This is a genomic window from Paraburkholderia sp. SOS3 (genome assembly GCF_001922345.1).
Taxonomy (GTDB): Bacteria; Pseudomonadota; Gammaproteobacteria; order Burkholderiales; family Burkholderiaceae; genus Paraburkholderia.
The window spans coordinates 964,600-984,729 of record NZ_CP018812.1 but is presented as its reverse complement, the minus strand read 5'-3'; the positions used below and the strand labels follow the sequence as shown (position 1 = coordinate 984,729).

General features: G+C 61.7%; 14 protein-coding genes. 3 read left to right on the top strand and 11 right to left on the bottom strand.

Annotated features, from left to right (window positions below):
* The 4 genes from BTO02_RS24390 to BTO02_RS24375 form a co-directional block, all read right to left on the bottom strand.
* Positions 1-915 carry an ABC transporter permease gene (locus BTO02_RS24390; RefSeq protein WP_075159766.1) on the bottom strand — a complete coding sequence of 305 codons (915 nt, stop codon included), beginning with the start codon at positions 913-915 and terminating at the stop codon, positions 1-3.
* A gap of 4 nt (positions 916-919) precedes the next feature.
* Positions 920-1,858 carry an oligopeptide ABC transporter permease OppB gene (gene oppB / locus BTO02_RS24385; protein ID WP_075159765.1) on the bottom strand — a complete coding sequence of 313 codons (939 nt, stop codon included), beginning with the start codon at positions 1,856-1,858 and terminating at the stop codon, positions 920-922.
* A 16-nt stretch (positions 1,859-1,874) separates the two neighbouring features.
* Positions 1,875-3,503: a peptide ABC transporter substrate-binding protein gene (locus BTO02_RS24380; protein ID WP_075161335.1), complete on the bottom strand. Its 1,629-nt coding sequence runs from the start codon at positions 3,501-3,503 to the stop codon at positions 1,875-1,877.
* A gap of 204 nt (positions 3,504-3,707) precedes the next feature.
* On the bottom strand, positions 3,708-6,368 hold the full coding sequence (locus tag BTO02_RS24375; RefSeq protein ID WP_442953522.1) for a TonB-dependent receptor plug domain-containing protein: 2,661 nt from the start codon (positions 6,366-6,368) through the stop codon (positions 3,708-3,710).
* Between the two features lie 1,057 nt (positions 6,369-7,425).
* Here BTO02_RS24375 and BTO02_RS24370 point away from each other — a divergent pair.
* From BTO02_RS24370 to BTO02_RS35435, 3 genes are read left to right on the top strand one after another with little or no spacing between them, the layout of a single operon-like run.
* Positions 7,426-8,037: a MotA/TolQ/ExbB proton channel family protein gene (locus BTO02_RS24370; protein WP_075159763.1), complete on the top strand. Its 612-nt coding sequence runs from the start codon at positions 7,426-7,428 to the stop codon at positions 8,035-8,037.
* Positions 8,038-8,058: 21 nt separating this feature from the next.
* Positions 8,059-8,478, top strand: coding sequence for an ExbD/TolR family protein (locus BTO02_RS24365; RefSeq protein ID WP_075159762.1), 420 nt, complete (start codon positions 8,059-8,061; stop codon positions 8,476-8,478).
* Positions 8,475-9,245 (top strand): energy transducer TonB, encoded by a 771-nt coding sequence (locus BTO02_RS35435; RefSeq protein WP_083615347.1) that lies wholly within the window; start codon positions 8,475-8,477, stop codon positions 9,243-9,245. Before BTO02_RS24365 ends, BTO02_RS35435 begins: the two co-directional genes overlap by 4 nt.
* Before the next feature lie 97 nt (positions 9,246-9,342).
* Here the strand turns inward: BTO02_RS35435 and BTO02_RS24355 are convergent, their stop codons facing one another.
* From BTO02_RS24355 to BTO02_RS24325, 7 genes are all read right to left on the bottom strand, one after another.
* The gene (locus tag BTO02_RS24355) at positions 9,343-10,926 is read right to left on the bottom strand and encodes a methyl-accepting chemotaxis protein (RefSeq protein WP_075159761.1); all 1,584 of its coding nucleotides are present in this window, start codon (positions 10,924-10,926) and stop codon (positions 9,343-9,345) included.
* Between the two features lie 181 nt (positions 10,927-11,107).
* The gene (locus BTO02_RS24350) at positions 11,108-12,355 is read right to left on the bottom strand and encodes a CaiB/BaiF CoA transferase family protein (protein ID WP_442953505.1); all 1,248 of its coding nucleotides are present in this window, start codon (positions 12,353-12,355) and stop codon (positions 11,108-11,110) included.
* 1 nt (position 12,356) lies between these two features.
* Complete coding sequence (locus BTO02_RS24345; RefSeq protein ID WP_075159760.1) at positions 12,357-13,139, bottom strand: enoyl-CoA hydratase/isomerase family protein; 783 nt, start codon at positions 13,137-13,139, stop codon at positions 12,357-12,359.
* Positions 13,140-13,272: 133 nt separating this feature from the next.
* Positions 13,273-14,562, bottom strand: a complete 1,290-nt coding sequence (locus tag BTO02_RS24340) for an MFS transporter (RefSeq protein WP_075159759.1) — start codon at positions 14,560-14,562, stop codon at positions 13,273-13,275.
* A 308-nt stretch (positions 14,563-14,870) separates the two neighbouring features.
* A complete protein-coding gene (locus BTO02_RS24335) occupies positions 14,871-17,885 on the bottom strand; it encodes an FAD-binding and (Fe-S)-binding domain-containing protein (RefSeq protein ID WP_075159758.1) in 3,015 nt (1,004 codons plus the stop codon).
* Positions 17,886-17,961: 76 nt separating this feature from the next.
* Positions 17,962-18,765, bottom strand: coding sequence for a 2-keto-4-pentenoate hydratase (locus tag BTO02_RS24330; protein WP_075159757.1), 804 nt, complete (start codon positions 18,763-18,765; stop codon positions 17,962-17,964).
* Positions 18,762-19,982, bottom strand: coding sequence for a pyridoxal-phosphate-dependent aminotransferase family protein (locus tag BTO02_RS24325; protein ID WP_075159756.1), 1,221 nt, complete (start codon positions 19,980-19,982; stop codon positions 18,762-18,764). Before BTO02_RS24325 ends, BTO02_RS24330 begins: the two co-directional genes overlap by 4 nt.
* Positions 19,983-20,130 lie beyond the last annotated feature (148 nt).

Sequence of the window (20,130 nt, the reverse complement as noted above, 5' to 3'; positions counted from 1 at the left end):
TCAACGCTCCTTCGGATCGAACGCGTCGCGCAATCCGTCACCGACAAAGCTCACGCAATAGAGCGTCACACACAGCATCGTTGCCGGGCATAGCAGCAGCCAGGGCATCGCTTCGAGTTTCTGCGCGCCGTCTTCGACGAGCACGCCCCAGCTCGTCATCGGTTCCTGCACGCCAAGACCGAGAAACGACAGCACCGACTCGGTCAGCACGATGCCCGGCACCGTTATGCTCGCATAGACGACGACCACGCCGATCAGGTTCGGCACGATGTGCCGCGCGATGATAGCGAGCGGCTTGACGCCGGTCGCGCGCGCCGCGTCGACGAATTCGCGCGTGCGCAACGTCAGTGTCTGGCCGCGTACCACACGCGCCATATCGAGCCACGAAAACGCGCTGATCGTCAGCACCACAAGGTAAAACGAACGTCCGAACAGCGTCATCATCAGGATCGCGATCAGCATGTACGGAATGGCATACATCATGTCGACGACACGCATCATCGCCGAATCGGTCCGGCCGCCGGCGTAACCGGCAATCGCGCCGTACGCCACGCCGATGAATCCCGATACGAACGTGCCGAGCAGGCCGACCTCGAGCGACACGCGGCCGCCTTCGAGCGTGCGCACGAGCAGGTCGCGGCCGACTTCGTCGGTACCGAACCAGTGCATGCCCTGCAACGTGGGCGGCAGGCTGATCGCCGACCAGTCGTTGTCGATCGCATTATTGGGCAGCAGCAGCGGACCGACGAAGCACGCAAGCACGACCACCAGCAACGTTGCAAGCGCAACGACAGCAGCGCGATTGCGCATGAAACGCGCGCATGCCGTTGCGAGTGGGCTGCGCGAGCGCGGCTGCGCGGAAGACGATGATGGCGACGACGCAGCCACACCGCTAACGAAGGATGAGCGGCTCATGAGGTTAGTACCGGATACGCGGGTCGAGCCATGCATACGCAAGGTCGACAAGCAGATTGAACAGGACGGCTGCAACCGTCGTCAACACGACGAGGCCGAGCACGAGCGTGTAGTCGCGATTGATTGCGCCGTTCACGACGAGTTGGCCGAGCCCCGGCAAAGCGAACACCGATTCGGTGACGATCGCGGCAGTGATCGATGAGATGCATACCGAGCCCATCAGCGACACGACCGGCATCAGTGCGGGCTTCATCGCATGCCGCAACACGATCGTCCGGGTCGGCAAACCTTTCGCACGCGCGGTGCGAATGAAGTTGCCGCTGAGCACTTCGATCATGCTGCCGCGCATCACACGCGCGATTGTCGCTACGTTGATCAGCGTGAGCAGCGCGACGGGCAGCACGCGGTATGGCCACGCGCCGTCGCCCCAACCGCCGGCCGGCAGCCATCCTCGTCCACTCGCGGTATGCAACAGAATCGCGAACACCCAGATGAGCACCGGCCCCAGCACGAACGAGGGCACGACGTTGCCGATATTGCCGAGCATCATCACGCCATGATCGACCGCGCTGTCGCGCCGCACTGCGGCCAGCGTGCCGAAACCGACGCCGAGCACGAGTGCGATCGGCACCGAGATGCCGCCGATGCCGAGACTCACGGGCAGCGCCTTGCGGACGAGATCATTGACGCTCCAGTCGCTGTAACGGAACGATGGCCCGAGGTCGCCGTGCAGGAGCCCGCAAAGATAACGCACATACTGGCGCCATAGCGGCTCGTCGAGGTGATACTTCGCGTTCAGGTTTTGCATCACGGCCGCGGACAGCTTGCGTTCGGCGTCGAACGGGCCGCCCGGCGTCAGATGGAGCAGCAGATAGCAGACGGTAATCACGGCCAGAATGGTCGGGATCGCCCAAAGGGTACGGCGCAGCGTATAAACGAGCATCAGTGCACCTCGTCGTCTAGTGTTTGACGATGTACATGTCCTGCGTCACGCGCTGGTCGATGTAGTTCGTCGACGTATAGCCGCCCACATAAGACTTGACCAGCCGGTTCGTCGTGTACTGGTACAGCGGAATGACCGGATAGTCGCTCATCGCAAGCGCGTGAGCCTGGGTGAGGAGCGCGGTGCGTTTCGCATCGTCGATCTGCTCGTTGCCTTGCTCGATCAGCGCATCCACCTGGGGATTGCAGTAATTCTCATCGTTCTGCGGACTATTGCAACGAACGAGGTCGAGGAACGATATCGCATCGTTGTAGTCGAGGAACCAGCCATTGCGGGCAACCTGCGTCTTGCCGTCATGGCGCATCTTGAGCAGAACCTTGTATTCGACGTTTTCCAGCTTCACGTTGACGCCGAGTTTCGTGCGCCATTCGGACGAAACGAACAGCGCAATCTTCTTGTGGCGATCGTTCGTGTTGTACGTGAGCGTAAGCGTCAGCGGTTTTGCGTCGCCGTAGCCCGCGTCCTTCATCAGGCCGCGTGCATAGTCAACGCGCTTTTGCATCGGCCAGGACGCCCAGTCGGGCTTGAACGGTTCGGCGCCCTTCGTACCCTTCACGACAAGACCGTACGCGGGCAGTTCTCCCGACTGTATGAGCTTCGAGGTCAGCAACTCGCGGTCGATCACCATCGACAAGGCCTGCCGCACCCGCTTGTCGCGCAATGCCGGGTCCTTGTTGTTCAGATTGTAGTAATAAGTGCCGAGCGCGAGTCCGGGCTTCAGTTCGCTGCCGAACTGCTTGCTGAGCTGAGCATAAACGCCCGACGGAATCGAGTACGTAAAGTCGAACTGCCCCGCCTGATACATTCGCAGCGAGGTTTCGTCGCTTTCGATCGGCAGGTAAGTCACCTTGGTGATCTGCACGTTGCGCGCGTCCCAATACCTGTCGTTCTTGACCAGCACGATATGGTTGTTCGGCTGCCAGTCCGAAAGCACATACGCGCCATTGCTCACCATATTGCCGGGGCGCGTCCAGGCATCGCCGAATTTCGCTACGACATCGCGATTGACGGGCACCATGTTCGACTTCGCCACCACATCGGGAAAGAACGACACGGGCGTTTCGGTCTTCACTTCGAGCGTATACGGGTCGGGCGCGCGCACGCCGAGCGTGGACGGCGCGGCCTTGCCTGCCACAATCGCCTTCGCGTTCTTCACGAACTCAACGAGGATCGTGTATTTCGAGCCGGTCTTCGGATCGGCATTGCGCTGCCACCCATAGATAAAGTCGGCCGCCGTGACAGGCTGGCCGTTGCTCCAGCGTGCATCGTGACGCAGTTTGAAGACCCAGGTATCGGGCGCGGTGCGCGTCCACGATTGCGCGACGCCGGGCACGACATTGCCCGCCGCGTCGACGCGCGTCAAACCTTCGAACAGATCGCAACCGATCGTATTGGCAATGACGGTCTCGATATGCGCGGGATCGAGCGACTCGACCTCCGACTGCGCATCGCGCGTCATTTCCTGCTGCGCCGCGAGCGTCACGCCGGCGGGAACCGTGGCAGCCGGCGCACGGCCGGCGAACGAAACGACGAGGGCGCCGAGCGCCGTCGCAAGCAATAGCTGCAGATTCTTTGGCGATTTCAACGGGAACTCCACAAACGGACCATGCTGCGCGCCCACGTCGATCCGGTCACATCGAACAAAAAAACCGGCGGTGCGCGCAGCACCGCCGCCAAGCCCCTTCATCCGAAGCACAAGCAGAAGGAACGAGAGGAGACCACATCACCATCTACATCACAGCGGCACTGCCACCGGCGCACTGCATGCCGGCGATTCGAAACGCTATGTTCAGAAGCGATACGTCGCACCAATCTGGAAAGTCCGGCCCATATCGGTATACAGCGACTGGTCGTAACCGGTAATGTCCGGATACGACTGCCATTCGACGTCGAACGGCGGCGAGCGGTCGAACAGGTTCGTGATGCCGCCGTAGATCGTCCAGTGCTTGAAGCCCGTGTAGGTCGCCAGCAGGTTGAACTGGCTATACGACGCGACCGACAGCGTGCCGCCATCGCCGAACTCCTCGGCCACCGCGTTCGTATACGGGCCCGTGTACTGCCACGTAAGCGTGGTCGTAAACTTCCGGTAGTCCCAGCTCAGACTCGTATTACCCTTCCAGCGCGGGTTGCTCGCGCCGAACGGCTGCAGGAACGCAAAGTTGTTGCCGGCGAAATCCTGTGTCGGCTGGCCCGGCGAATTGAGCTTGAAGTGCCACACGTATGCCCAATCGCCCGCGAGCGTGAACGTGCCGTACTTCGTGCCGAGCGACTTGCGGAAGTTGAAATCGAAGCCGTCGGTATCGAGCGAACCGAGGTTCACGTATTGCTGGTTGATGAAGCTGATCGTCCCGTCCGGATTGCGGACCACCACTGACGGATCGTTCGCCTGCAATATCGCGTTCGGATCGTTCGTGCCGATCACGCCGTCGATGTGAATCTTGTAGAACGCCGCGCCGATATCGGTCGACCGGTCCGGTGACAGTTCGAAGCCGATGTTGTAGTTCTTCGTGCGCTCGGGCTGCAGATCGGGGTTGCCGTTGATTCGCTCGGTTGTGAAGTGCGTCGTCGGCGTTCCGCTCGGGTCGTTCGGATCGCTGAGGTTCTGGTGAGCGAGATAGGCTGCCTGTGAGTTCTCGACCAGCGTCGGCGCACGGAAGCCGCGGCTATATGACGCGTATGTCGTAAACGCCTGGACGGGCTGGAAGCGCAACGCGAAGTTCGGCGAGAACGCACCGCCGAAATCGCTATAGTGGTCATAGCGGCCCGACTGCGTAAACGTCAGGTTGTGCAAAATCGGAATTTCGACCTGGTAGTAGACAGCCGCGACATTGCGTGAACCGTCGACAGTCTGCACCTGCGCCGGCGTCACGATGCCTTGCGAAGACAGTGTGCGCGGATTGATTACCGAGCTTTCGTGGCGGAATTCGGTGCCGAGGCCAAGTCCGATATTGCCGGTAGGCAGCGTGAACAGGTTGCCCGTCGACATCTTCGCGGTAACGTCGTCGAGCTTCGAGATCGCCTGCTGGTCGTCCTGCGAGAAGAGCCCCGCCGTGCCGTTTGGCGTTGCGGCCGGATTCGCGAAATTGAAGATCCCATTGGCGAGGATGTTCTGCACGCCGGCCACATTGAGTTCATTCGCGTAACTCGTATCGACCGTGCTCTGCGAATGTCCATAGTCGACCTGCCAGTCCCAGTCGCCGACCTTCGGCGTCGTGAACGAGCCTTTCACGCCGGTCGATGCCTTCCAGAACGTCGATACGGTGTCGGCCACGATCGTATGGTCCGGGAACGTATAGTTGATCGCGGTCGGCACGCCAAACGGGTTGAACGGATTGGTCGCCGCGACCGTTCGATCGAGCGGCGACACCGAGCCCGTTGCCGGATTGAACACGTTCGACAGGCTGCTGATCGCGGCCGGGCCTTGCAGCTGGATCGTCTCGTCGCGGCTGAACCACAGGTCGCCATACGCCTGCGTGTTGTCGTCGACCTTGAACGCACCGTGCACTTTCGCGTTCCAGCGCGTCGTCGCCGGAATCAGCGAGGTCTGCGACGCCGGGTTGTGCACGCACACATCGCCGTTGGAGTTCGTGCCCGGCGGACACGGATTGATCGGGACGGTGCTACCGTCGGCGAGTTGCCAGTTCGACTGCTGGTTAGGACCGAGCGGACCTGCGTGGCCACCCGGAAACTGCGAGAAATCCTGATTTGCGGTCATCGAACGATCGCCGAGCGTCGAACCGGAATCGCGATACCAGCTCGCGGCCGCCGTGATGTTGTAGCGGTCCGAGTTCAGATCGCCGAAGCCGCCGAGCACGCTGAGCTGCCCCTGACCGTCGCCCGGATGCTGCGTCTTGCCGGCTTGGCCGCTAATCTCGAGCCCCTGGAAATTCTTCTTCGTGATGATGTTTACGACGCCGGCGATCGCGTCCGAGCCATACTCGGACACCGCGCCTGTCTTCACCACTTCGATATGGTCGACAATGTTGAGCGGAATCGCATTGACGTCGAAGAACGTATCGGTGAAGTTCACCGGCACCGCGTAGTTCGCAACGCGCTGACCGTCGACGAGGACGAGCGTATATTTCTCGCTCAAACCCCGCAACGCGATGCCAGCGCCGCCGGGCGCGGTGCTGTTCATCGTCGATTGCGACCAGCTGCTCGCCGAGTTCGCTGCCATACCGCGCAAGAAATCAGCCACCGTCGTATAGCCGCTTTGCTCTATTTCCTTGGGCGTGATGGTTTGGACTTCGATATTCCCGACCTTGTCGGACGTGCGGATCAGCGAGCCGGTTACTTCCACCTTTTCCAGTTTGCTGACCGGCGCCGTCGCGGCCGGTGTGCCGCTTGCCGCTGCTGCGGGAGCGGACGCGGTATCCGGCTGGCTTTGCGCATACGCTGCCGGAATGCACACCGCGGACAACATGAGCTCGGCACCTATGATTCTCGTCATCGCCGAGACCAGTTTCTTCTTTTTCACTTGCTCTCCTGCTTATCGTAGAGGCGACCTTCATTGAACGATCCGCGCAGCGCGCGAGTCGCGCGCTGCGCGGCCGTGCGATGTCCGATGTGGTCAGCGAGTTCGTCGCCGCCGGTACTGATCCCTGGTCTCGCACGTCCCGTCCAGAACGCCTTGCCGATCGTGTCGGGCGCGCCCTGGCTTTTAAAGCGAGCGCAGCGGAAGCAGGACGCATGCCAAGTGAAAGTGGTTGCACGCGCAACGACCTCGTCGCGAACTATTGATTTGCACGCAAGTGATTGATTGATCGCGCTTTCGTAAGCGATTCGCAGCGTGGTCGATAAAGCGCCGACTCACGCTCGCGCGTTTAACACAAGACGCGATAAAGGTGATGAGAAAATCGGGTGTTAGAGCGTTTAGTCTATTTCACGCAATGGTGCGTTATCCGCACCTGACAAATGCGAGTTAATTCAAAGCGGTGCATTCATTCCCGGATAATCGAATACGCATTAATTCACCGAAAGAGAGCAGAAATATACCGAAAGAAAAACTTGTAAACGTATTGTCACATTTCGTTGTTTAGCCATACGCAGCAAGGTCTCCACGGATTATTATCATTATTTTAGCAAGCTTTCTTATTAAAATATTTGTAAGAAACTTGTCTACTTCAATAACTGGTTTGCACCATGCAACTGCAGTTTTATACGTTGGCACCAAGTCAGTACCGTGAATGGCTTAAATCACGTACGCCAACTCACTAAACTCTATTTACGCCCCGATTCATGACCTCGCTTCGATCTGCCATTTGCGCTTGCAAGAGCGTGCTTTAAAGCGATGCTTTCCGCATTCCATCGTTCGCCAAGGCCCGTGGCTACGTGCTTCCGACGGTGACGCAAGTCCGCTTCGCACGTCCCGGCCCATCGCCGCCGCGCTTCGCTGGTACGCCCCTTGCATTGCTCGCGACGCTTTTGAGCCGGCCACCCAAAAGGGAACCGACAACGAGAAACCCCGCCGTCATGCAACGGCCGATTTGTTCCAACAGGAGTCCGCAGTGCTGAACACGCTTATCACCTACTCGATCCAGTCGATGGGTCTGATCCCCCTGCTCGCCTTCATCTTTCTGATTGGCATTGCCATCATCATCGAACGCTTCGTGTTCTTTTCGCGGGCGGTGCGCGCCGGCCACACGCTCGAACACGACCTGAAGCTCGTCGATGCGAGCAATCTTGACGATGCTGCCAAGGTTGCAGATCACTACAGCCGGACCGTACAGGCCGAACTCGTCAGATCGGCGATGAAAGCGAAGGGTAAAAGCGAAGCGCTGGTCGAACGCGAGATCGAAGAGACGATCATGTTCCAGCTACCGCGCCTCGACCGCAATCTGTGGATTCTCGACACCGCTGTCACGCTCGGGCCGCTGCTCGGCCTGCTCGGCACGATCGTCGGCATGGTCGAATCGTTCAACGTGCTCGGCACGAGCGGCACGGCGAACCCGAACGGCGTAACGGGCGGCATTGGCCACGCCCTCACTGCGACGGCCTGCGGGCTGACGATCGCGATTATCTGCGTGGTCTTCCTCAACTACTTCAACAAGCGCATCCGCATGACGGTCAATCAGTTCGACCTGATCAAGTCGTTGCTGGTCTCGCGCTTCGCCGCCTGACCGACGCCGGAGGACAGAATCATGCGTAACCATCGCAGTCACTATCTCGGCGGCGAAGAGAAGGCCCGCATCGAGATCATTCCGATGATCGACATCATGATGTTCCTGCTCGTGTTCTTCATGCTCGCGACGCTGAGGATGATCCAGGGCGCGGGCATCAAGCTCGATCTGCCGCAATCGAGTACGGCCGAGCAATTGCAGCAAACGGTAAAGGTATCGATCGGCGTCACGAAGACCGATCAGCTTTATCTCGATGCAAAGGAAATCACGCCCGAAGAGCTCACGGCGCATTTGCAAGGGCTTGTGCACGACGCGAAGAAGGTCGACGTCGCAATCGCGGGCGATGAAGGCACGAGCTACAAGAACATCGTCAAGGTGATGGACCTGGTGCGCGCGGCGGGCATCAGTTCGGTTGCATTGGCAACGAATCCGACGACATGAACGCGCCGGCCCTCGATATGAACGATCCGCAACGGCCTTTGAACGGCGCACTCTGGGCATCGTCCGCGCCCGCGCGTCATCACGGTCTCTCGATGAAAACCGCTGTCGGCGTTGCACTGCTCGTCGAAGTGCTGCTTGTCACGGGTCTGTCGCACGTGAAGTTCCAGCAGGAACCTCCGCCGCCGCCGAAGGAAATGCGCGTACAGATCGCGCCGCCGCCTCCGCCCGAAGTCAAGAAGCTGGAGCCGCCGCCCGCTCCTCCTGAACCGCGCAAGCCCGTGCCGAAGACCGTGCAGCCGAAGCCGTTACCGACGCCCAAGCCGCCGCCCGCCAAGCCCGCGCCGGCACCGAAGGAGGCGATGATTCCGGCAACCGCCAACCCCACGCAGAACGCACCTGCGCTCGCGACGGCGCCTGCGACGTCGGCTCCGTCCACACCGACTGCCGCCGCCGCGCCGGCGGCGCCGGCCCCCGCGCCGGCCCTGCATGGCGTCGTCGATGGACGCGGCCATTGCCAGTCGGTGCAGCCGCAAATCCCGCGGAAGGCGCTTCAGGAAGGCATTTCCGCCGATGTGATCGCGCATCTAGCAATCAACACGGATGGTACTGTCGGCGACGTGAAGATCGTGCGGGTCACGCCGCCGACCTCCGTGTTCAATCAGGCTGTGATCGCGGCGGGACGCGCGTACAAGTGCGAAAAGAACGCCGAGCCTTATGTGGGCGAAGTCGAGTTTTCGTTCAAGACGACTGCGTCCGATGACGAGTAGCATCGCGACGCGACGCGTGGCGCAACGGCAGCGATTTTGCTGCCTTGCGCCGATCCGGATGCTCGCGCGCCCGCAAGAAGCCGGCGCGCGAGTAAGGTTAGCGACGTACCGCGCCCGCCGTCGCCCCGCCCAGCTCGAATATCGCCACCGCCGCATTCAACCGGTTCGCCTGATCTTCGAGCGCGCCCGCAGCAGCCGCGGCCTCTTCAACCAGAGCCGCATTCTGCTGCGTAACCTGATCCATCTGCGCGATCGCGATATTGATCTGCCCAATGCCCGCGCTTTGCTCCGACGATGCGGTTTCGATCTCGCTCATGATGGCGCTCACGCGCGTGATCGATTCGAGAATCTCGCGCATCGTATCGCCCGAGCGCGTCACTAACGTGGCGCCCGATTCGATACGTCCCGTCGATTCGCCGATCAGATCCTTGATTTCCTTCGCTGCCGAAGCGCTACGCTGTGCAAGCGACCGCACTTCGCTCGCAACGACCGCAAAACCACGGCCATTCTCACCGGCCCGCGCCGCTTCGACGGCCGCGTTGAGCGCGAGAATATTCGTCTGGAATGCAATGCCTTCGATCACGCCGACGATGTCGCCGATCTTGTGCGAGTCGCTGACGATGTTTTCCATCGCGCCGACCACATCGCGCGTGAGGTCGCCGCCCTGGCTCGCCAGCGACGATGCCCCCGTCGCAAGCGAGCTCGCGACCTTTGCGTTGTCGGCCGTCTGCTTGAGCGTCGCGGCGAGTTCCTCGATGCTCGCAACGGTCTCTTCGAGCGAAGCGGCCTGCTGTTCGGTGCGCTGCGACAAATTCGAATTGCCCGCTGCAATTTCGCTCACGCCAGTGTGAATCGATTGTACGCCGCTGCGCACATCGCCGACTGTCGAGATCAGCGACTCCTGCATACGCTTTAAAGCGGCTGTCAAAACGCCCATCTCGTTCGTACTCTCGACGACGATATTGCCGCCCAGATCGCCCGCCGAAATCCGCTCGAAGTGCGCGACCGCCGCATCGGCGGGTTTAACGATTGCCCTCAGCAGCACGAGGCGCATGAGCCACCCCAGCGCAAGCGCTGCCGCCAGCCCGAGCGCGACGAGCGTCATCACGAGCTGGAACTGATCCTGCGCCTTGCGGTAACGATCCTCGCCCTGGTCGAGTTGCACTTTTTCGACCGACAGCATGGCCTTTTCGAACGCGCTATAGAGCTTCGGGAGCTTGTACGCCTGAATCTGCAGGAATGCGTCGCGATCGCCCGCACGCAACGCGGCGAGACCAGGCTCGACGCCTTCCTTCAGCAACGTATCGCGTGCGGTCTGCATCAGCTGAATCCGATTGCGCGCTTCGTCGCTATCGACGGCGGCACCGAGGAATTTCTTCAGCTTGTCATTCGAAATCTCGAGATAGTTGTCCGAGCGCTTGAGCACCGCCTCCGCGCCCTTTGCATCGTGAAGGTCGGTCAGCGATGCATAGGTGGCAAGCGCAAGGCGCAGCCGCAATAGTTGGCCGGCGCTGTTTTCCAGGTTAGCAATGGCCGGTGTATCGACGGTGTACGTTTGTTGCAGCGCCTGGTTTTCCGAGCGCAGTGCGAAAAGACCGATGGCCGCACCAATCACCAACGTAATTGCGAACGCAACCACCATCAAGGTCAGACAGGATCGAATCGAAAGGTTTTTTTTCATGATTATCCGGCGTAGGCAGACGGACGCCGCAAATATTTAAGTCTCCTTCGCGGCACTTCTTATTGGTCATCGGCACGCGGCTTACAAAACTTTAGGCCGCGCGCGCCGACGGCCAGCATCGGATGGCTACCGTTTCAGGTCCCCGTTATGCGGCACGCCGATGCCGCATTAGCCCCTGTTTTTATGCGGCAACTTCCATTTCGATCACAGCGCCTTCGCTTTTCAACGCACGAATGCGCGCATCGTCGAAGCCGTATTCGCGCAGCACCTCGGCCGTATGCTGGCCAAATAGCGGTGCCGGAAGCGATTCGCGCGTGCAGCCGTCGGAAAAGTGAATCGGCAAGCCAATGCCGCGCGTTTTTCCGGCGACCGGATGCTGCGTCTCGACGATCATGCCGCGTGCGAGCGCCTGCTCGTGCGCAACCGCCTCCGGTACTTCGAGCACCGGCCCCGAGGGCAGGCCGATTGCGTCGAACGCGGCGAGCCAGTCAGCCGTGGTCCGCTCGACGAGACGCGCAGTCAGAATCTCGACCAGCGCTTCGCGATGCTTCAAACGCCCCGCATTCGTCGTGAAGCGTTCGTCGCGCTCAAGATTTGGGATTTTCAGTACACCGATGAGCCGCTCATAGTTGCTCTGGTTCGCCGCGCCGATATTGATCCAGCCATCGCGCGTGCGAAACGCCTGATACGGCGCGCTCGTCGGATTGGCCGAGCCGGCCTTCGGCAGCACGGTGCCATCCGCGAAGTAATTTGCGAACGCCCAGTACATCTGCTGCAGTCCAGCTTCGAACAGCGACGTGTCCACCATCTGGCCGAGACCCGTGCGCTGCTTGTTCGCATAAGCCGCGCTGATGCCGAGCGCGGCCAGAATGCCCGCATTGATATCGGTAACCGGTGAACCGGCTTTGATCGGAGCCTGTCCCGGTTCGCCCGTCATGCTCATCAGGCCACTCATGCCTTGCGCGATCAGATCGAAGCCGCCTTTTTCCGCATACGGGCCGCTGCGCCCGAAACCTGAAATCGCACAGTAAATCAGGCCCGGATTCGCGAGCTTCAGCGTCTCGTAACCCATGCCGAGTTTTTCCATCGTGCCGCCGCGATAGTTCTCTGTCACGACGTCGGCGCTCGCCAGCATCTTGCGCAGCACTTCCTTGCCGCCTTCGGTCTTCAGGTTCAACGCAATGCCGCGCTTGTTGCGATTCACTATCATGAACGACGCCGATTCGCCGCCCTCGATGATCGGCGCAAAACGCCGGCAATCGTCGCCACCCGGAATCTTCTCGACCTTGATCACATCCGCGCCCATATCCGCGAGCATCATGCCGCAGATCGGTCCCGACATGATGTGCGCGAGTTCGATCACACGCATACCGGCAAGCGGACCCGAACCGGCAACGTGAGCCGTGTTCGTCTTCGTCGTATTCGTCATGTCAACGCCCCTTGAAATCCGGTTTGACCTTGTCGAGAAACGCGCGATAGCCGGTGCGGAAGTCCTCGGTGCCGAAGCATGCGAAGCCTTCGTCGCGTTCGGCTGCCGTCAACGGCGCCGGGTCCATCGCACGCCGCACGAACTGTTTGTGCCAGCGCGCGACGAGCGGCGCGCCATCGGCAATCCGTTGCGCAGTTTCGTAGGTGTGCGAGGTCACGTCCGCATCGGGCACCACACGCGTGACGAGCCCCTTCGCCAAGGCTTCCTGAGCATCGAAGATACGCCCTTCGAGCAGAATTTCCAGCGCAACCGCGGGACCCGCGAGACGCACGAGCCCTTCCAGTTCCGCATGCGCCATCACGAGACCGAGGTTCTTGATCGGCACGCCGAAGCGGCTCGATGTCCCGCAGATGCGCAAATCGCACATCGCCGCGATTTCGAGTCCGCCGCCGACGCAAATGCCGTGAATCATCGCAACGATCGGATGCCTGCACGCTTTGATCGACTCGAGCGTGCGATGCATGATCGCGCCGTAGGCGCGCGCCTGTTCGACGTTTGCGCGGTCGGTAGCGAATTCGCCGATATCGTTGCCGGGCGAAAACGCCTTTTCCCCGGCGCCGCGCAGCACGATGCAACGCAGCGCGTCGTCCGCCGACAATTCGTCCATGCGTTCGCCGAGCGCGCGCCACAAGTCTTTGGTCATTGCGTTGAGCTTCGCTTCACGGTCGATCGTAACCGTGGCGATCGTGCCTTCGCGTTCGATCGAAATCGAAGGTTCTGTCATGTCGTCTCCCTCGGATATGAATTGGCGAATCGGCCCGTCGAGGCCGCCGCGATCGTGGTCGCGGCAGGCGGCCCGCCGCCGGCGCGTGCCGCACGGGGCTGCGAGCGGCACGCTGGCGCGGGGGCGCCCGGCCTTAGACGAACTTGCGGACTTCGCCGGCAGGCTGTTCGACGCCGTCGGCACCGAGCATACGGTCCGGGCGCATCGTGAAAGACAGCAGAATGCCGAGCGCCATCAGCGCCATCGATACGATGAACGGCAGATTCCAGTTACCGGTCAGGTCGATGAGCCAGCCGCCGACCACCGGGCTGATGATCGCCGCCAGCGCGGACCCGGTATTCATGATGCCGCTCGCGGTACCCGCATGCTTCGGCGCGATATCCATCGGCACGGCCCACATCGGTCCGATCGTCATCTCGTTGAAGAAAAAGCCGCCGGCAAGACACAACGCGGCCATCGTGATCGAGATGTTCGACACGAACATGATCGGCGCGAGCGACAGCAGCGTCAAAAACATGCAGACGCCAACCATCACGTTACGCGCGAGGCGGATGTTCCCGCTCTTGCGCAGGATGCGGTCCGTCACCAAGCCGCCGAGCCAGTCGCCGATCACCCCGGCAAAGAACACACTCGATGCGAACAGCGCGGACTTCTTGAGATCCATGTGATAGTTGTGCAGGAAGTACTGCGGAATCCAGCCGAGAAACAGCCACAACACCCAGCCATAACAGAAATACACGGCCGTCACGGGCGCCATGCGGCCAAGCAGCGGGCGCCACGGCACCGGCGTGCGCTGCTTCGCACCGCTATACGCCGAGAGGGTCGCGCATTCGCTGTCCGTGATACGCGGATGGTCGCGCGGATTGTCGCGGAAGTACCAGATCCACACGAGCGCCCACAGGAAGCTCACGATACCGGTCACGATAAATGCGCCGCGCCAGCTTGTCGCGACCATGAGCCAGACGATCAGCGGCGGCGCGACGGCATTGCCGATGCGCGATGCCGCATGCGTAGTGCCCTGTGCGAAGCCGCGCTGATCGGAACGCATCCAGTTCGACATGGCGCGCGTCGCGGTCGGGAACGTCGCGCCTTCGCCGAGACCGAGCAGCACGCGCGCGAAAATCATCGACGCGAAGCCGCCTGCGAGACCCGTCAGCACGGTCGCGCCCGCCCAGATCACCGCACAGATGCCGAGTGTGCGGCGCGGCCCAAAACGGTCGCCCACCCATCCGCCGATGATCTGAAAGATCAGGTACGGATAAGCGAACGCGGAAAATACAAAACCGACCTCGGTGTGGTTCAAGCCCAATTCCGCGCCGAATGCGCTGGCGGCAGTGCTGACGTTGACCCGGTCGATATACGTGATGAAATACATCGCGCAGAGAAGCAGTAGAACGCGCGTCGTGGCTCGACGGAACATCATCCTCTCCTATAGTTGTGTGCGATCAGCCCCAGCGCGCTGTCGCACACCGAAGGCATCGCAAAGCGAACATCGAAAGCGTGGCGGTAGCGTGTGCCCGCCTTGACTACTGCGGTTACCGGATTCGGATTCGGCCCGGCATGCGGCCGGGATGAAAATTGCACAGTCGTGTCATGGCTTTGTCTCCTTTCTGGTAGTACTTGCTCTTACTGTTCGCCGATCACGGAACTCCGTGGATTTCCGCGCGATGCGTTACTACGTCTCTGCTTCCTCTGGTTTTCCCTCTCCATCCATCGTTCAGTGATCCTCTATTACGCGAGCGCCGCGGCGAGCACTCTTGCGACATGCAGCGCCTCGGCCTGCGTTCCGTCCGCAATCTGATGACGGCAGCTCGTGCCGTCGGCGACGATCAACGCGTCGCCCGCCTTTCTGATCGCGGGCAACAGCGACAGCTCCGCCATCGCCTTCGACGCGTCGTAATGCTCGGCCTCGTATCCGAAGCTGCCCGCCATGCCGCAGCATGACGATTCGATCGCTTCGACCTCGAGCCCCGGTATCCAGCCGAGCACGGTCTGCACCGGGCGCACCGCATCGAATGCCTTCTGGTGGCAGTGACCATGCAACAGCGCCTTCGGGGTACCGAGCGGCTTGAGCGACACCCTGAACCGACCCGCCGCCTGCTCGCGCACCAGAAATTCTTCGAACAGAAACGACGACTTCGCGAGGCGCTGCGCCGCATCGCCATACCCATAACCGAGAAACTCGTCGCGCAGCGACAGCAGGCACGACGGCTCGAGACCGACGATCGATACGCCACGCTCGACATACGGCAGCAGCGCATCGAGCGCACGGCGCGCCTCGGCCTTCGCCTCGTCGACGAGACCCGCGGAGAGGAACGTCCGGCCGCAGCACAACGGCCGTTCGCCATCCTTCAGGTTGAAGTGCACCGTGTAGCCCGCCGCTTCGAGTACGCGCTGTGCGGCACGCGCGTTATCGGGCTCCATGTAGTTGTTGAAGGTATCGACAAATAGCAGAACTTCTTTAGCGCCTGCTTCAATATTCATGCGCGGCTGCGCAGCCGGAAGGAACGGTTTCGCAAATCGTGGGAAAGAGCGCTCTGCCGCAAGCCCGATGCGCGATTTCATCCAGCGCGCGAACGGCATGCGTTCGAGCGAACCGGCCAGCGCCGGCATGCGACTCGCATAACGCGCATAGCGCGGCAGATAGGCAATCAGGCGCTCGCGCAGCGTCGTGCCGTGCCGCGCATTCCATGCCGCGCGCGCTTCGATCTTGATGCGCGCCATATCGACGCCGGTCGGGCAATCGCGCTTGCAGCCCTTGCACGACACACACAGATCGAGCACTTCCTTGACATCGCGACCGGCCAGACCGTCTTCGCCGAGCTGGCCCGAGATCGCAAGGCGTAGCGTGTTCGCGCGGCCGCGCGTGACATGCTGCTCGTCCTTGGTTATGCGGTAACTCGGGCACATCGTGCCCGCATCGAATTTGCGGCAGTGGCCGTTGTTGTTGCACATTTCGATCGCTTTCGCGAGACCGTTCGCGCGATCGCCGCCCGAGCCCAACGCGCCTTCGACGCCGGTTAGCGGATCGCGCGTGACGTTCCATGCAGACCAGTCGAGCGCCGGTTTCCACTCGCGCTCCCGGTATGTGGGCGGGAAGCGGAAGTTGGTTGCGTCGTCCATCTTCGGCGGATTGACGATACGGTCGGGGCTCAACCGGTTGTCGGGATCGAACAGCTTCTTGATGTCGCGAAATGCCTCGTTGATGCGCGGACCATACTGCCAGGCCACCCATTCGCCGCGGCACAGGCCGTCGCCGTGTTCGCCCGAATACGCGCCCTTGTACTCGCGCACCATCGCGGCCGCCTCTTCGGCGATCGCACGCATTTTCTGGGCGCCGTCGCGACGCATGTCGAGAATCGGCCGCACGTGCAGCGTGCCGACACTCGCATGCGCGTACCACGTACCTTCGGTGCCGTTCTTGTGGAACACCTCGGTGAGGCGGGCCGTATAGTCGGCCAGATGTTCGAGCGGCACCGCGCAGTCTTCGATAAACGACACCGGCTTGCCGTCGCCCTTCATGCTCATCATGATGTTGAGCCCGGCCTTGCGCACGTCCCACAGCGCCTTTTGCGCGGCGGCATCCGGCATCTCGACAACCGAGCCGGGCAAACCGAGATCGCCCATCATTTCGACGAGCTGAGCAAGCTTCTTGAGTTGCGTATCTTTGTCGGCGCCCGCGAATTCGACGAGCAGCACCGCTTGCGGCTCGCCCACCAGCGCCTTTTCGACCACGGGACGAAACGCCGGGTTCGACATCGCGAGATCGATCATCGTGCGATCGACGAGTTCGACCGCGACGGGACCGAGCTTCACGATATGCTGCGTCATGTCCATCGCCGAATAGAACGTCGGGAAGTTCACGACGCCGAGCGTCTTGTGCGCCGGCAACGGCGAAAGCTTCAACGTAAGCGTGCGGCTGAACGCAAGCGTGCCTTCCGAGCCGACCAGCAGATGCGCGAGATTCGGCTCGCCATCGGCGGAAAACGGCAGCGGGCTCTGGCATTCGAACAGATCGAGGTTGTAGCCGGCCACGCGCCGCAGCACCTTCGGAATCTGCTCGCGCATTTCTTCGCGCTCGCGCTGCGCGATTGTGCGCACCTCTTCGACGAGCGCACGCGTGCGCGCGTCGCTCGTCATCTTCGACAGGCTTGTAAAACGTGTTTCGTATCCGTCCGCCAGCACCGCATCGATCGCGTCGACGTTGTGCACCATGATCCCGTATTCCATCGAACGCGAGCCGCACGAATTATTGCCGGCCATGCCGCCGATCGTGCATTGCGCGCTTGTCGACACGTCGACTGGAAACCACAGCCCGTGCGGCTTGAGCCACGCGTTCAGATGATCGAGCACGACGCCTGGCTCGACGGTAACCGTGCGCGCTTCTTTATCGAAGCTAACGACGTTGTTGAGCCACTTGCTCGTATCGATCACCAGCGCTTCGCCGATCGTCTGCCCGCATTGGCTCGTGCCCGCGCCGCGCGCAAGCACGGGCGCCTTGCTGTCGCGCGCGATGTCGAGCGCGAGCGTCAGGTCCGCCTGATCCTTCGGCACGACAACGCCAAGCGGCATGATCTGATAGATCGACGCATCGGTCGCATAGCGGCCGCGCGCGGCGCGGTCGAACAGCACATCGCCCTTCAGTTCGGCCGCAAGGCGTGCAGCAAGCGGCGTGAGCTTCGCACGCGCCGTCGCGGGCATCAGGTGGATCGGCTGAACAAGTGCCTGGGGACGGGAATTCAGCATGGACGTCGCAACGATTCAAAAGGATGGGCGTTCGCTCAAGAAAAGCGGACCGGCATGGTGGCGCTTTATCCGAACCTCAAACAAGCGTGAACTGCACCGGCGGCAGGCCGTCGATCACACCGCGCACGACGCCGTTCTTCTCCGGAAACGCCATGCCCGTATACGAGCCGCAAGTCAGCACGGTACCGGGCTCGAACGTGAGCCCACGCGATACGCCGTGATTGACGAGCCAGCCGAGCAACCGGCGCGGGTCGCCAGCTGGATTCGCAGGTGCGCCTTGGAACAGCGGCGCGCCGTCGATCGTGAAGCGTGCCGAAGGCGCGAGAAACGGAAACTCGCCGTCGTACGGCACCGCTTCGCCCACGACCAACGCACCGTGGTTCTGCAGATCGGCGAGCTGCCACAGCTTGTCGACGTCAGGCCAAGCGCTAAAGCGGCTCGTCACGATCTCGATCGTCGCGTGCAGCGATTCGATCGCATCGAGCACCTGTTCATCGGTGTAAGGCCCACCGGCCGGCTCGAAACGGCGCCCAAGCGCGAACGCAACTTCGAGTTCGAGCCCTAGCTGGTTGAACGAGCCGCGCGGCAAACCGGCGCCGCTGCGATGCACGCACGCAGCCGGCAGCGGCGAGCCTTGAATCGGCCCGCCCGTCGGCGTTTTCGCTCCGACCTTCCAGCCGCCGATCGAATCGCACATCGCATCGAGCGTTGCGTGCTGGACTGCGTAGGCATCCTCTGCGTTCACCGGCTGAACGTCTTGCGGCAGCGCATCGAGCCACGCGCGCCGCGTACCCGCGTCGACCAGCAAAGCCGCCAGCGCCTCACGCGAATCGTGCGCCGAGCCGACGGCAGCTTCGAGCTGCGGTTCGCGCGCCGTCATGCAGCCGCCTTCAACGACGGCTTCGCGACGTGACTCGTCAGATACTCCATTGCTGCCGTGACGCCGCTCGACTTGAGCGGCACACCCGCGAGCTTCAGGCCCATTTCGCAGCCGGACAGCGTCGCCATGAGCGTAAGGTCGTTGCATTCGCCGAGATGGCCGATGCGGAACATGCGGCCCTTCACCTTGCCGAGGCCCGTGCCGAGCGACATGTCGAAGTGTTCGTAGATAAGCTTGCGCACCGCGTCCGCATCGACGCCTTCCGGCATGATCACGCCCGTCAGCACCGGCGAATAGACAGCGGGGTCCGCACACTGCACCTCGAGACCCCACGCCGTGACCGCCGCGCGGCACGCCGCCGCGAGCCGCTGGTGGCGCGCGAACACGTTGTCGAGGCCTTCGCCGAGAATCATCTCGAGCGATTCGGAGAGTCCATACAGCAGGTTCGTGTTCGGCGTGTACGGCCAGTAACCCTGCTTGTTCATCTCGACGATGTCGGCCCAGTCCCAGAACGCGCGCGGCAGCTTTGCGCTTTCGTGGGCCTTCATCGCCTTCGGCGAAATCGCATTGAAGCTGATGCCCGGCGGCAGCATGAGGCCCTTCTGAGAGCCCGACACCGTCACGTCGACACCCCATTCGTCATGCCGATAATCGGCCGACGCGAGGCCCGAAATCGTATCGACCATCAGCAGCGCCGGGTGGCCCGCCGCATCGATCGCGCGGCGCACGGCCGCGATATCGGAGGTCACGCCCGTCGATGTCTCGTTGTGCACGACGCACACGGCCTTGATCACATGACCTGAATCGGCACGCAGGCGCGCTTCGATCATGTCCGCCTGGACGCCGCGGCGCCAGCCTTCGACACCGGGCAAACCGAGAAACTCCGGTTTCAGACCCAGGTTCTCGGCCATCTTTTTCCACAGCGTCGCGAAGTGGCCGGTCTCGTACATCAGCACCGTGTCGCCCGCGCTCAACGTATTGCAAAGCGCGGCTTCCCAGGCGCCCGTGCCCGACGCCGGATAGATGACAACCGGCTGGGACGTCTTGAAGATCTTCTTGATGCCGTCGAGCACCTTCAACCCCAGCGCGCCGAACTCGGGACCGCGGTGGTCGATGGTCGGATAGCTCATCGCCCGCAAGATGCGATCGGGTACCGGGCTTGGCCCCGGAATCTGCAGAAAGTGACGGCCGGCCGGGTGGAAGTCGAGTTTCAGCATGTGCGGTCCTTTATTGGAAACCTTGCGTTTGAATTTTGCATGCAAAATACTCTAACGCACGTATCCGGCTGCGGGAAGCGAAATTCGCGCGAATTCGCCAGGTATAAACCCGCACGCCTTACGGCGCGCCGACCTGCGATAAAATGCC